At 59.7% G+C, this 12,451-nt stretch carries 12 protein-coding genes and 1 pseudogene; 4 read left to right on the top strand and 9 right to left on the bottom strand.

Going from position 1 to position 12,451, the window contains the following annotated elements; genetic code table 11:
* Positions 1-45 precede the first annotated feature (45 nt).
* Positions 46-867 (top strand): IclR family transcriptional regulator, encoded by an 822-nt coding sequence (locus K225_RS20540; protein ID WP_081679619.1) that lies wholly within the window; start codon positions 46-48, stop codon positions 865-867.
* Between the two features lie 32 nt (positions 868-899).
* Here K225_RS20540 and K225_RS0107435 read toward each other — a convergent pair whose 3' ends face one another.
* From K225_RS0107435 to K225_RS0107400, 8 genes are read right to left on the bottom strand one after another with little or no spacing between them, the layout of a single operon-like run.
* Complete coding sequence (locus K225_RS0107435; RefSeq protein WP_026435815.1) at positions 900-1,886, bottom strand: tripartite tricarboxylate transporter substrate binding protein; 987 nt, start codon at positions 1,884-1,886, stop codon at positions 900-902.
* Positions 1,887-1,896: 10 nt separating this feature from the next.
* Complete coding sequence (locus tag K225_RS0107430; RefSeq protein ID WP_026435814.1) at positions 1,897-2,766, bottom strand: amidohydrolase; 870 nt, start codon at positions 2,764-2,766, stop codon at positions 1,897-1,899.
* 5 nt (positions 2,767-2,771) lie between these two features.
* Positions 2,772-3,536, bottom strand: coding sequence for an enoyl-CoA hydratase/isomerase family protein (locus tag K225_RS0107425; protein WP_026435813.1), 765 nt, complete (start codon positions 3,534-3,536; stop codon positions 2,772-2,774).
* Positions 3,537-3,562: 26 nt separating this feature from the next.
* On the bottom strand, positions 3,563-4,720 hold the full coding sequence (locus K225_RS0107420; protein ID WP_034712026.1) for an acyl-CoA dehydrogenase family protein: 1,158 nt from the start codon (positions 4,718-4,720) through the stop codon (positions 3,563-3,565).
* 15 nt (positions 4,721-4,735) lie between these two features.
* Positions 4,736-5,809 carry an acyl-CoA dehydrogenase family protein gene (locus K225_RS0107415; protein WP_051248761.1) on the bottom strand — a complete coding sequence of 358 codons (1,074 nt, stop codon included), beginning with the start codon at positions 5,807-5,809 and terminating at the stop codon, positions 4,736-4,738.
* A complete protein-coding gene (locus K225_RS20535) occupies positions 5,806-7,041 on the bottom strand; it encodes a CaiB/BaiF CoA-transferase family protein (protein WP_034712023.1) in 1,236 nt (411 codons plus the stop codon). The genes K225_RS0107415 and K225_RS20535 overlap by 4 nt, the downstream gene beginning before the upstream one ends.
* 28 nt (positions 7,042-7,069) lie before the next feature.
* Positions 7,070-8,062 (bottom strand): tripartite tricarboxylate transporter substrate binding protein, encoded by a 993-nt coding sequence (locus K225_RS20530; RefSeq protein WP_162143887.1) that lies wholly within the window; start codon positions 8,060-8,062, stop codon positions 7,070-7,072.
* Between the two features lie 10 nt (positions 8,063-8,072).
* Positions 8,073-8,867, bottom strand: coding sequence for an enoyl-CoA hydratase-related protein (locus tag K225_RS0107400; RefSeq protein ID WP_034712019.1), 795 nt, complete (start codon positions 8,865-8,867; stop codon positions 8,073-8,075).
* A gap of 166 nt (positions 8,868-9,033) precedes the next feature.
* Here K225_RS0107400 and K225_RS0107395 point away from each other — a divergent pair, with 166 nt between their 5' ends.
* Together K225_RS0107395 and K225_RS0107390 are read left to right on the top strand one after the other, a co-directional pair.
* The gene (locus tag K225_RS0107395) at positions 9,034-10,110 is read left to right on the top strand and encodes a phosphotransferase (RefSeq protein WP_026435809.1); all 1,077 of its coding nucleotides are present in this window, start codon (positions 9,034-9,036) and stop codon (positions 10,108-10,110) included.
* A gap of 16 nt (positions 10,111-10,126) precedes the next feature.
* Entirely contained in the window at positions 10,127-11,347 is a 1,221-nt protein-coding gene (locus tag K225_RS0107390) for an acyl-CoA dehydrogenase family protein (protein ID WP_026435808.1), read from the top strand.
* Between the two features lie 137 nt (positions 11,348-11,484).
* Here K225_RS0107390 and K225_RS0107385 read toward each other — a convergent pair whose 3' ends face one another.
* Complete coding sequence (locus K225_RS0107385; protein ID WP_162143884.1) at positions 11,485-11,922, bottom strand: hypothetical protein; 438 nt, start codon at positions 11,920-11,922, stop codon at positions 11,485-11,487.
* Here K225_RS0107385 and K225_RS20525 point away from each other — a divergent pair.
* A pseudogene (locus tag K225_RS20525) lies at positions 11,869-12,216 on the top strand (DNA/RNA non-specific endonuclease); the annotation flags it as partial. The gene K225_RS0107385 and the pseudogene K225_RS20525 overlap by 54 nt on opposite strands.
* Between the last annotated feature and the right edge of the window lie 235 nt (positions 12,217-12,451).

Raw genomic sequence — 12,451 nt, 5'->3', positions numbered from 1 at the left:
CAAGTAGAAACATTGGTGCAACAAGCACCGGACAGGTATCGAGCAATGCCATCCAGTATCAAGTCATCACGGCAACGGACACGAGAAAGCGGAGTCTTCATACGAGACTCGGTGGGCTGCCGATCTCTGGAGCGGGGTCTATCGCTGCTGCGCGCATATCGGAAAGGCATTACTTCTCTTACTAATGCCGAACTGGCCGAGTTCAGTGGCTTGCCGCGTTCCACCGTCAGCCGGCTGACACAAACCATGGTGGCGGCCGGCTTCCTCGAATTCGATATCGCGTTCGGAACCTACCGGCTTGGCCCACCATTTCTGACTTTGGGCGATATGGCGCGAGGCGGCTCCGTCATACTCAAAGCCGCCATGCCCATCATGCGCGAACTGGCAGAAAGCCAATCCGTGAACGTCGGCTTGGGCGTTGCGGACGGAGGCGAAATGGTTTATCTCAACTCAGTGCGCAAGAACAAAATGGGCGCGTTTCGTCGCGTCGTGACAGGTTCGCGGGTTCCCATCGCCGAGACAGCGCTAGGGCGCGCATGGTTGGCAGCCACCGACTTGGAAAGCCGCGAGAGAGAGTTCGAGGCCATGGCGCAACGCTATGGCGATCGCTGGGTCAAACTACGCCGTGAGCTTGCGAGAGAAATCAAGCACGTCGAACAAAATGGCTGGTGCAGTGCCAGGTACCGACTTGAACTGGCAGCTATTGCAACCCCTGTGGTCGTGCCCGGGTTGCGGATTCACACGCTGAATCTCAGCTATCTGGCCGATGAAGGCGGGCCTCTTCAATACGCACCCATGCTGATGGAAGCACGAGAGAAGCTCAAAGAGATACTGATGAACAAGATGAGTCACCGCAGCGCGGCATAGGCCTAAGCCCTGCTGCTTCATCGGCCTTTCTTTTATTGCAACGGAATCTTTGCCACTTCAGCGAGCCGCTTCCAGCGGGCGATTTCATCCTTCTGGAATTGACGCATCTCTTCCGCTGTGGACACCAAGAGTTCGGCCGACTGATTGGCGTAGTAGTTTCTGATTTCTACCGAGTGACCCGCTTTCGCAAAAAGATCAAAAATTTTCCTCACGAGAGCAGGCGGCGTCTTGGCCGAAACTGCTGCCGCCACCCAGTTATCGGCAAGATATTCTGGAATACCAACTTCCGAGGATGTCGGCACGTTGGGCATCAAGGGAGAACGCTTCTTTGCCGCTTGAAAAAGCGCGCGTACCCTTCCGCCCTTCACCAGTTCCACCGAACCACTTCGGTCCGTCACCCCAAAGTGCACTTCACCGCCTGCGACTGCCTTGATGACATCGCCAGCACCTTTGTAGGGAACCTCGGTGGTCGTGATACCGACGAGGTGATTGAACCATTCGGTATATAGCCTGTACGAGATCGAACCTGAACCATAATTGAGTACTCTCGGGCGCTTCCGGGCGTCATCTATCAAATCCTGCAGAGATTGATACGGCGAGTCGGGTGGAACGATGAGCACACAGGGACCGCGCGTCAAGATCGTAATCGGCTCGAGATCTTTCAATGGATCGTAAGGCAAAATTTTGAAAACAGCCGCGTTGGTTGTCAACGTAGAGTTGCTGCCCACGAAAATGGTGTACCCGTCTGCGGGCGCGTTCAAAACAGCATTGACCGCAATGAACCCATTCGCCCCCGGCTTGTTTTCCACGGCGATGCCCTGCCCCGTTATCTCTCCGATCTTCTTGGCAAAGGTGCGGGCCGCGTTGTCCGTACCGCTTCCTGGCGGAAACGGAACAACGATCTTGATGGGCCGGTTGGGATAGGCGGCAAAGTCTTGTGCATCGGCACACGGCGCCATGGACGCTAGTGGGCCGCAAGCCAAGGCCATGTTGAAAGCGCGGCGAGAAACCTTCTTCATACGTTGTCTCCTATAGGTTTTCTGGGAATCCGTACAAGCGGCAGGGGTTGGAAACAAGAATCTTGTGCTGCGTTGCAGGATCGAGGACGTTGCGTTGGAAAACCTCAATCAAGGTGCTTTCCTGCGGCACGTCTTCTGGCTGATGCCCCACATGAGGCCAGTCGCTGCCCCAGACCAGCCGATCAGGATTTGCCGCCGCCAGCGCCTGCATAAAAGAATCGGTATCGCTGTAAGGTGCGCCGATACGCGTGTTGCGATCCGCGCCGGACAGCTTGCACCAGAAACGACCACGGCGCAGTTGCTCGCAGAACCATTGGAAGCCGGCGTAGTTGACGCCCTTGTCCGCCATAGTGCGCGTCTGGTGGTCGATGACGATCTCCAAGGGCAATTTCTCGATCTCGTCGGTTAACGCCATGAGGTCGCCCGACTCTACCCACAGTTGCGCGTGCCATCCCCGCTCGGCCAATCGGGGCGCCAGAGCTTTGAGGTCGTTCAAGCCCGCCCCGGAAGTGGAAACGATTTGTCCGTCCTGGCGCAGCAGGTTGATGCGTGTCCCCTTGAAGCCCGCGTCGGTCAACCTGTCCAGTTGCCGATCGCTGACATCACTTTTCAATGCGGCCACAGCGCGCAGGCGATCCGGGTAGCGGCGCAGGGCATCCAGGGTGACTTCATGATCCGCCCCCGCGTTGGCCGCATGCACGATCACGCCACGAGACACGCCGATCTGGTCCCACACCTCGAACAGGCGCTCAACTGGATATTCCTCACGCGGGGCAAACTTGCCTTCCCGGTCTGCAGGAAAGCGGTCAAAAGGGCCATACAGGTGCACATGACAGTCGCAGCTGCCGGCGGGCAAGGTGGGTGAATGCTGTTGTGCCATGGTCGTCATTTCCCGATGAAATTACCGGAGCGTCGCTCGGCCGAGGACTTCACGCCTTCGGCAAAGTCGTTCGTGGTCTTGAGCCGGTCTTGCACGGCCAGTTCATGCCGCGTGGCGGCACGGATGCGATCGACCAGACCGGCACGCATGGTGGCCCGTGTGGTCAACAGACCCAAGGGGGAACACTCGGCAATTTCATGGGCCAAAGCCGTGGCACGCGTACGCACCTGATCGAGCGCCACCAACTCGTTGGCGAGGCCCAACTTCAAGGCTTCCTGTCCATCGATGCGTCGGCTCGTGTAGAACAGCAGTTCGGCATTGTTGCACCCAACCAGTTCGGGCAAGGTGACGGTCAGGCCGAAGCCCGGATGAAAGCCGATGCGTGTGAAGTTGGCCGCGAAGCGGGTTTCCGCGCAGGCAATGCGAAAGTCCGCCGTCAGCGCCAAGCCAAGCCCCCCGCCAATGGCCGGCCCTTGCACGGCGGCGACGATGGGTTTCTTGCAGGCAAAGATGCGCAAGGCCTCTTCATACAGGTGCAAAGCGCCAGAAGCCCCGGACGGCTGGGTTTTGGGCTGCGTGAAATTCGCACCGGCGCAGAACGACTTACCCTCGGCGGCCAGCACCACGCTGCGCAGGTTCACATCCTCATCAATGTGCTCCAGCGCGCTGGCAATGTCGCGGATGAGCTCCACGTCGAAATAATTGTGCGGCGGGCGGTCGATGACGATGGTGGCCACATGGCCTTCGTGCGTAATAGAGATATCGCTCACGAATTGTCCTGTGTAGTGAAGGTTGTTCAGCGCAGCCCCAGGCCGCGCGCGATGATGCCGCGCAGGATCTCGGTTGTCCCGCCCTGGATGGTCAGCTTGGGGGCGATGCGGGTTTCGTGCAGCAGGCGTTGTTGCAATGCCTGCACGCCAGGAAGATCTTCTTCAAGGAAAGCCGCAAGCTCGCGCACGCGGTGCGGCAGGGCTTGCTCCCAGACGGTGCCCAGGTCCTTGACGATGGCGGCCTCGACGACCGGCTCCTTACCCGATGCCAGCATGCCGGCAACAGACACCGACATACGGCGCAAGGTGTGCAACTGCCCGACCAGGCGCCCCAGACCGACCGCGAGGCGGGTATCGGCGCTCTTTGCATCCACGGCATCGACCAGAAGCCGCAGTGCATCAAAGGTTTCCAGAAAGCGTTCCGGCCCACTGCGTTCGTAGGCCAGTTCACTGGTCGCCTGCTTCCAGGCCGCATCGACCTCACCGATCAGGTGCGATCGGGGGATGAATGCATCCTGGAACACGACCTCGTTGAACTCATGCGCCCCCGCCATGTGCATGATGGGGTTGCAGGTGATACCCGGCGTCTTCATGTCCACCAACAGAGAGGTCAGGCCGTGACGGCGATCCTCCCTGGTCGCTGGAGATGTGCGGAAGATGCCGATCATGTAATCGGCGTTGTGCGCGTTGCTGGTCCAGATCTTGGAGCCATTGAGCAGCCACCCGCCCTCGATTGGCGTTGCCTTGGCGCTGGCGGCGAACAGGTCCGACCCGGAATTGGGTTCGCTCATGCCGATACAGAAGCTCACTTCGCCGCGCACGATGCGCGGCAACACCTCCTGCTTAATGGCTTCGCTGCCGTAGCGGATCAGCGTGGGGCCGCTTTGGCGGTCTGCCACGAAGTAATGACGGACCGGGGCACGGGCCAACAGCATTTCCTCGGAGACAACGTAACGCTCCAGAAAACTTCGTTCTTGTCCGCCATAGGCCTTGGGCCATGTCATGCCGATCCAGCCCTTGGCCGCCACCTCTTTCGCAAAGGCCTTGCTCTGGACAATGTCCACAACGGGATTCTTGGGGTCGAAAGTTCCAGCCTGGATTTCCTCGGCCAGGAACTGCCGCACCTCTTCGCGTAGTGCCTGGCAATGAGGCGGTAAGCGAAGGGGATCAAATTGCAATGCCATGTTGTTTCCTGTTGTTCATCGAGCCGAAAGCAAGCGCTGCAGATCGATGCTGGAGCCTTGACTTACCCATTCACCCAGGCGCTTGGCCCAGGCCGATTCACTGCCGAATTCGTCGCGCCACGCCAGGGCTCGCAAGGTGTAGCGGTGCAGGATGTGCTCTTCGGTAAAACCAATGGCGCCGAGCACTTGGTGGGAAATGGCTGCCGCAGTTTCTGCCGCTTCTCCACAGCGCAGCTTGGCCGAGGCGACTTCCAGCAAAAGCTCTGCGGCTGGCATGTTCGGCTGCGCCAAGGCATCGGCAGCAGACTCCGCAACGGCCACGGCGGCAGCGACCTCACCGCCCAGGCGTGCCAGGTTTTGCTGCACAGCCTGGAATTTGGCGATGGGTTTTTCAAAAGCCACGCGCTCTTTGGCATAGGCCACGCTCATGTCCAGGATCTCTTCCAGAGCGCCCGCGATCTGGAGAGAGCGGCAGGTGGCGAGTACATAAAGGGCCTGATCCACAGACAGGGAGGGCGCCTTGGCCCATGTGCCGGAAACAGCCTCTATGCACACACCGTCGGATGCATCGCCTGCCAGATTGCGCCCATTGCTCATCTGGCAATCGCTGGCAGCAACCACGTCGACGCGCGTGCCCCCATGGTCATGGCTCACGACAACGATGGTTTGCACTTCGCTGGCATAAGGCACATTTCTGGCTCGCAAGCTAAACTTGTTGTGGCCATCGAAATGAACCTGTGCATGGTTGCCCGCGATGACAACGGTGGCCGCCCCGGATGGCAGGCTCAGGCCAGCCTGACCTGCGATCCAGCTGGCCGCCAAGGTGTCCACCAAAGGCACGGCCAGCGCGGCGCGGCCCGAGGCGCGCACCACGGCAAATCCCTCCGACAATGAAAGGCCCAGCCCCCCTAACGCTTCAGGTATCCACGCCTGTGGCAGGCCCATTTCCTCCAAAGCCTGCCACAACGGTGTTTTCCAGTTGGCCTGGCCAGCCTGAATAATGGTCTGAGGATCAGCCAAATCCTTGAAGACGCGTTCGGCTGCATCGACCACCATGCTGTCTGCTTGTGTCACGTAGGCCTCGCTCATTTCGATGTAGTGGGTTGACTTGCTGATGCTGGGCCGAACGCACCAGCGGCCTGCAAATCTTGGAATTCATCCCTATTGATACCGAGCACAGAGGTCATGACCTCCTCCGTGTGCTCGCCCAGTCGGGCGGAAGCTGCGGGTGGCAAGCGGTCCGTGCCGTGGATGCGGATGGGGCTGTCCGCGATGGCAATGCGACCAAATCGTGGGTGCTCGAACCACTCGAGAAAGCCGCGTTCATGCATGTGCCGGTCGTTAGTGACCTCCACGATATTGCGCACGGGCGCATAAGGCACCTTGTTGGCGTCGAGCAGCGCACAGGCTTGATCCCGTGTGAAATCTCTGAGCCCCTCCGCGACGACGGCATCGGTTTCATCGATGTGCTTGACGCGGTTGACCTTGTCAGCAAAACGCGGGTCCGCCGTCAGGTCTTCCCTACGTATGACCTTGAGCAGACCTTGCCAATGCGCATCATTGACGCCGATGATGGCGATGTGCCCATCCTTGACGGCATACACGTTGTAAGGAGCCGCTGAGCGCCCGCCATGCTGGTTGCCTGTACGGGGTGGTACTTCGTTGTGGTCGTAGTAGAAATTGAGGTTGGACGCCATCGTGTGATAGACCGACTCCTGCATCGACACCTCCACCAGCCTCCCAACGCCCGTGAAATGGCGCTCATACAAAGCGGTAACGACGCCTGCGTACAGGTGTACGCCGCTCATGAGATCAACCACGGCAGGTCCGGCCTTCACGGGCGGGCCATCCTCAAAGCCCGTGACACTCATCATTCCAGATGCAGCCTGAACGGTGATGTCCATCGCAAGCTTGTCCCTGTCCGGCCCCGTCAGACCGTAACCTGACCCCGAGGCATAGACCAGGCGTGGGTTCATCGCGTGCAGAACATCCCAGCCCACGCCCAGGCGATCCATGACACCGGGGGCATAGTTCTCCAGCAGCACGTCAGCCTTCGCGGCCAGACGCTTGAGCACAGACTTCCCTTGCTCGGACTTCAGATCGAGCGTGATGCACTGCTTGTAGCCATTGAACAGCGCGAAGGGAACCCCCGAGCCCTTGCTTAGGTCTTCGCGTCGACGTACCGGTTCTCCGCCCGGCGGTTCGATCTTGATGACCGTGGCTCCCGCCTTGGCCATCAGATAGGTGGCGTAAGGGCCTTGATAGACCTGTCCCAGATCCAGTACGACCACGCCATCCAGGGGACGGTTCTTTCTCTTCATGCTTCCTGCCTGTTCTTTCTTGAACGCTTTACTGCGGAGGAATGCCCAGATTTCTGGTCATCTCGATCCACAAGGGGGCTTCTGCCTTGGCGCGTGTCACGGTCTCGGCATACAAGGTGGGCTTGGTACCGATGCCGTATTGCTGACGGAATCTTGTCCCTTCGGGCGTGTCAGCCCACTCGACCGTCAACTCAGAGAGTTTTTTGAGGATCTGAGCCGGCGTGCTTGCCGGAGCGACCATCGACGTGAAAGATTCCTTGCCGAATATCTCGTCTCGCAAACCGGATTCCCAAAACGTCGGCAGATCCGGAAATTTGGGAGAACGCGCCAAGGTCGTTACTCCCAGCGGCCGCAAGCGCTTGGCGTCATACAGGGCGGCAAACGAGGCATAGTTGCCGAATGCAGCATCGATGGTGCCCGCTGCTGCATCGACCCACATCGGTGCTTCGCCCTTGTAATGCACGGGTTCGATCTTGGTACCATGACTGCGATTCAACTGGTCGATCATGATGTGCGCGTAAGAGCCTTGCGCATAGGTTCCGACGCTCGTCGGATGCTCCTTCGCGTAGGCAATGAATTCCAGAACGTTGCGAAACCTGGCGTTGAGATACGTCGCAAAGATCGCCGGGCCGACTGGCAAGAACGAGAAAGGCTGCACGTCCTTGTCGGGGTCGAATGGCATCCTCTTGTAGAAGGCGCGGTTGCCCCAGTACACGCTGGTCGGGCACAAAGCCAGCGTGTAGCCGTCGGGCGCCGAGCGCGCGAGTTCATTCAAGCCGATCAGGCCATTTCCACCCGGCTTGTTGTCAACGACCACCGCTTGCTTGAGCATTTTCTGGAAATGCAGGCCGATAGAGCGCGCATACGCGTCCGCCGTTCCGCCGGCCGCGTAGGGAACCACAATGCGCAGCTGTTTCGCGGGCCATTCCTGGGCCAAAGCGAGAGAAGGGGTGACGCAGCCGAGTACACCAAGCCCGCCGGCTTTCAGCAGGTCGCGTCTGGAGGTATCGATTCGATTCATGATGTTCCTTTCAGGTACCGGTGAACTGGGGTTGTCGTTTCTGTATGAAGCTGGCGATGCCTTCCTTGAAGTCATCCGATACGCGGCATCGGGTCACTTCGGCATCGGCAAGCAGCGTGGCCTGTGCCAGGCTCTGGTGCCTGGCTTCGCGCATCTGCCGCTTGATGATTTGCACAGAGCGCGGCGAGGAGAGCTGGGCGATCTCCACCGCCCGCTGCCGAACCTGGGCCCCAAAATCATCCTCCGGCAAGACGCGAACCAGTCCCAGCGTCTGCGCCTCCTCGGCGGTCACCGTGCGGCCGGACAGCAGCAGGTCCGCCGCATTCATGGGACCGATCAGTCGCGGCAGCAGCCACGCGATGCCGTGTTCGGCAATGAGGCCGCGCCGGGCAAATGCGGTGGACAGCCGGGCACCTTCGGCCATGAAGCGCAGATCGCAGAACAAGGCCAGACAAAGGCCAACGCCAGCCATGGCGCCATTGATGGCGGCAATGACGGGTTTTTCGATGGCCAGGATCCAGCTGTAGCGCTGTTCGTAGTCCCCTGAACGGGTCACTGCCGGCACCGGGACGGCCTGGCTTGAAGCGCTTTGCTCCAGTTTTTCCATGTCCGCGCCGACGCAGAAGGTGCTACCAGCCCCCGTGATCACGATCACCCTGACATCGGGATCGGATGCCGCCTGCTCCATTGCCTGGCGGAACGCTTGTTCCAGCTCCAGGCTCCACGCATTTCTTCGCTCGGGACGATTCAAGGTCAATGTAGCCACGTGGTCGGCGACATCGACATTCAAAATTTTTTGCCTCAAAGCTGTCTCCTTTTCATGGCCTTCACTTTATCCACGAGGAGATCTCAATCGCAATCTATTAATTCCATTGAATGGAATTATTGGATCTTCGAAAAATGCAAGCGCAGGTACATTCGGAACTCACAAGGGCTTGCATGCAATACGGCCCGCGCAAGGAATTCGCACCATGAACACGAGCACCAACGTCACGCGGTCTTTCATTGGCACCAAACCCATCGAACCCCAGCACGCCTTCGATCAAGACAGGCTGCTGTCCTGGTTGCGCCCACACATGTCTGGCCTAGACGGGGATGTGCGCATTGAGCAGTTCAAGGGTGGGCAGTCCAACCCCACGTTCCTCATCACTGCCGGCGAGCGCCGCTTTGTCATGCGCCGCAAACCTCCCGGGCAACTCCTGCCTTCCGCGCATGCGGTGGACCGTGAGTTCCGGGTCATCAACGCACTGGCGGCCACGGAAGTGCCCGTGCCAAAAGCCCATGTCCTGTGCCAAGACCCGGACGTGATCGGTACGGACTTCTATGTCATGGACCACGTGGAGGGCCGCATTTTCTGGGACGGAAAGTTGCCAAGCATGTCAAGCACCGAACGCAGCGCGATCTATGACGAAATCAACCGTGTGATGGCTGCGCTTCATCGCGTGGATCCTGTTTCGGTTGGATTGGCCGAATTCGGGCGGCCGGGCGCCTATATGGCCCGCCAGGTGGCGCGCTGGACCAAGCAGTACAAGGCAACCGAAACAGAGCCGATTGCCGCGGCCGACGCGTTGATGGAATGGTTGCCATGGCATCTGCCCGCAGAAGGTGAGACCAGGATCGTTCACGGTGATTACCGGATCGACAACGTGATTTTTCACCCCACTGAACCGCGCATCCTCGCGGTTCTGGACTGGGAGCTGTCCACGCTCGGCGATCCCTTGGTCGACTTCGCTTACCACTGCATGACTTGGCGCATGCCTCAGGGTGCATCCCGTGGTTTGGCGGGCGTGGACCTGGCGGCGCTAGGGATTCCTGCCGAGGCGGATTACCGCACGACCTACCTGGCACGCACGGGTCGCACGACACCCATCTCCGAGGCAGACTGGACCTACTACCTCGTGTTCAACATGTTCAGGCTGGTGGGAATTCTTCAAGGCGTTGCCAAGCGAGCCCAATTGGGCAATGCCTCGAATGCCAGCGCGGTGGAAACCGGCAAGCGCGCTCGGCCATTGGCCGAGCAAGCCTGGGCACTAGCACAAACCCTGTAACCAAAGAAAGACCCTCATGGATTTCGATCACTCCCCCAAAGTTCAAGAACTTCAAAAGCGCCTCGCGGCGTTCATGCAGGAGCATGTCTATCCGGCAGAGGATCGTTTTGAAGCCGAGATGGATGCCTTTCGTGCCGCAGGCAATGCCTGGCAAGCGGCGCCCGTCATGGAGGAACTCAAGGCCAAGGCCAAGGCCGCCGGACTGTGGAACCTATTCCTGCCCGAATCCGCGCTCGGCGCAGGACTATCCAATGCTGAGTACGCTCCCCTGGCAGAAATCATGGGCCGCTCGCCCATCGGCTCAGAGCCATTCAACTGCTCGGCGCCCGATACCGGCAACATGGAGACGCTGGTGCGCTATGGCTCGCAGCAGCAGCAAGAGCAGTGGCTCAAGCCTTTGCTGGCTGGTGAGATCCGCTCAGGTTTTGCGATGACCGAACCGGCCATCGCATCCAGTGACGCCACCAACATCGAGGCACGCATCGAGCGCGACGGCGACAACTACGTCATCAACGGCAGGAAATGGTGGACCAGCGGCGCCAACGACCCACGCTGTAAGATCTTGATCTTCATGGGAAAGACCGATCCCACGAATGCTAATCGCCACAAGCAGCAGTCCATGGTCCTGGTACCCATGGATACGCCTGGGGTGAAGGTGCTGCGCCACCTCACCGTGTTTGGCTATGACGACGCCCCGCACGGCCACGCCGAGGTGGACTTCACCAACGTGCGGGTGCCAGTCAGCAATGTGCTGCTGGGCGAAGGGCGTGGTTTCGAGATCGCCCAGGGTCGTTTGGGCCCCGGCCGCATTCACCACTGCATGCGCGCCATTGGCCGCGCAGAACGCGCCCTGGAGGAAATGTGCCGTCGCAGCGCCTCGCGCACGGCCTTCGGTCGGAAGCTGTCGGAGCAAGGCGTCTCGCGCGAGCGAATCGCGCAGTCACGCATTCTGATCGACCAGGCTCGGTTCCTGGTACTGCATGCGGCCTGGAAGATGGACAAGGTCGGCAACAAGGCCGCCAAGCAGGAAATCGCCATGATCAAGGTGGCGGCGCCCGCCATGGCTTTGCAGGTGATTGACTGGGCCATGCAGATGCACGGCGCTGCCGGCATCAGCCAGGACCACGGTTTGGCACGCGCCTATGTCAATACCCGTACCTTGCGCTTTGCGGATGGCCCCGATGAAGTGCACCGCAATGCAATCGCCAAGGCAGAACTAGCACGCTACGCAGTTTGATCGGGGATCTTGGCCTTGTCGTATCCCAGGGGTAGCAACTAGGCCCTTCTCACGCCCTGCGTGAACTCGTGCCGTATCAGTCAGTCACTTCCTTGCTCAGGGTCTGGCGTGCGAATTGGAGTTCTGCCGTGGGAAGTTCAGCGGAGCATAGTCCGCCTGGGTGTCATGAATGTCCGGTAACGGCGATAGTAGGCATGGGTTCTCCAAAACTGAACGACAGCAAGCTGATCCGACGTTCGGGCCAGGTGCCAGGCCGTCAAACCCGAGTATGCACCTTGCTGTGCAAAGGGCTCCATCAGCATCGAGAGCGCGCTGCGAAACTTGATTGGCTTGCCCCCGGCGGCCTCCGCCCTGGACTGCGGGATCTTGTCTGGATGGGCAAGCAAAGGCCAGTAATAGAGCAGCCAGCGCTCAGCGATACGATGGATCGGGACGCCGACCGTGCCGGCTCCCGACCAAACAGCGGAACGCGCTTCCTGGGTGGCGATCTCGGCCAACGCACGGATGAGGGCCAGCTTGTAGGTATGGCCCAGAGCTTCAGTCTGGCCAACATGGTTCCCCAGAACGCCCAGCATAACGGTGGCCCCTGGGCCAAGATCGAGCAGGACACACGGCACTATGTGCGCCGAGCCAAGGGCGATGTGTATGTCATTACTGGGCCGGTGTTTACCGAAGACGCTCCTCGTATCGGCAACAACGGCGTGCTGGTGCCGACCTACCTGTTCAAGCTGGTGTACGACCAGCACACGAACAGGGCCTGGGCACATTGGCAAGAGAACCGTGAGGGCGAACGCGTCGGGCGACCCATCAGCTACCAAGAACTAGTGAAGCGCACAGGAGTGGAGTTCTTGCCGGGTCTGAGCAGGTAGGAATGCGAGTGCCAAGCAGGCGCGGGACTTGAAGGGAAGCCCTGCTATCGGGCGCGACTGTGCACATACCCGCCCTTGCAGATGAAGCCACGGGTCAGCCGTGCAAAGCATGGTCGACTATTCCGACAGCAGTTGAACTCCGAATAAGTCCAAGAAAGCCCGAAAACAGCTAGTATGCGACGGCATACCAGATGGCATACTGACAAAGCCGAAAAACAAAAAAGCCTAAGTGAAT

It is taken from the genome of Acidovorax sp. JHL-9 (assembly GCF_000426205.1).
Classification (GTDB): Bacteria; Pseudomonadota; Gammaproteobacteria; order Burkholderiales; family Burkholderiaceae_C; genus Acidovorax; species Acidovorax soli.
The sequence above is the reverse complement of the archived record's forward strand: the minus strand, read 5'-3'. Positions and strand labels throughout refer to the sequence as shown.

Excerpts from the sequence above, each read along its gene's own strand:
- K225_RS20535 (WP_034712023.1), bottom strand. The coding sequence starts at position 7,041 with ATGAAGAGAAAGAACCGTCCCCTGGATGGCGTGGTCGTACTGGATCTG.
- K225_RS0107435 (WP_026435815.1), bottom strand. The coding sequence starts at position 1,886 with ATGAAGAAGGTTTCTCGCCGCGCTTTCAACATGGCCTTGGCTTGCGGC.
- K225_RS0107385 (WP_162143884.1), bottom strand. The coding sequence starts at position 11,922 with ATGCTGGGCGTTCTGGGGAACCATGTTGGCCAGACTGAAGCTCTGGGC.
- K225_RS20530 (WP_162143887.1), bottom strand. The coding sequence starts at position 8,062 with ATGAATCGAATCGATACCTCCAGACGCGACCTGCTGAAAGCCGGCGGG.
- K225_RS0107390 (WP_026435808.1), top strand. The coding sequence starts at position 10,127 with ATGGATTTCGATCACTCCCCCAAAGTTCAAGAACTTCAAAAGCGCCTC.
- K225_RS0107430 (WP_026435814.1), bottom strand. The coding sequence starts at position 2,766 with ATGGCACAACAGCATTCACCCACCTTGCCCGCCGGCAGCTGCGACTGT.
- K225_RS0107415 (WP_051248761.1), bottom strand. The coding sequence starts at position 5,809 with ATGAGCGAGGCCTACGTGACACAAGCAGACAGCATGGTGGTCGATGCA.
- K225_RS0107420 (WP_034712026.1), bottom strand. The coding sequence starts at position 4,720 with ATGGCATTGCAATTTGATCCCCTTCGCTTACCGCCTCATTGCCAGGCA.
- K225_RS0107395 (WP_026435809.1), top strand. The coding sequence starts at position 9,034 with ATGAACACGAGCACCAACGTCACGCGGTCTTTCATTGGCACCAAACCC.
- K225_RS20540 (WP_081679619.1), top strand. The coding sequence starts at position 46 with ATGCCATCCAGTATCAAGTCATCACGGCAACGGACACGAGAAAGCGGA.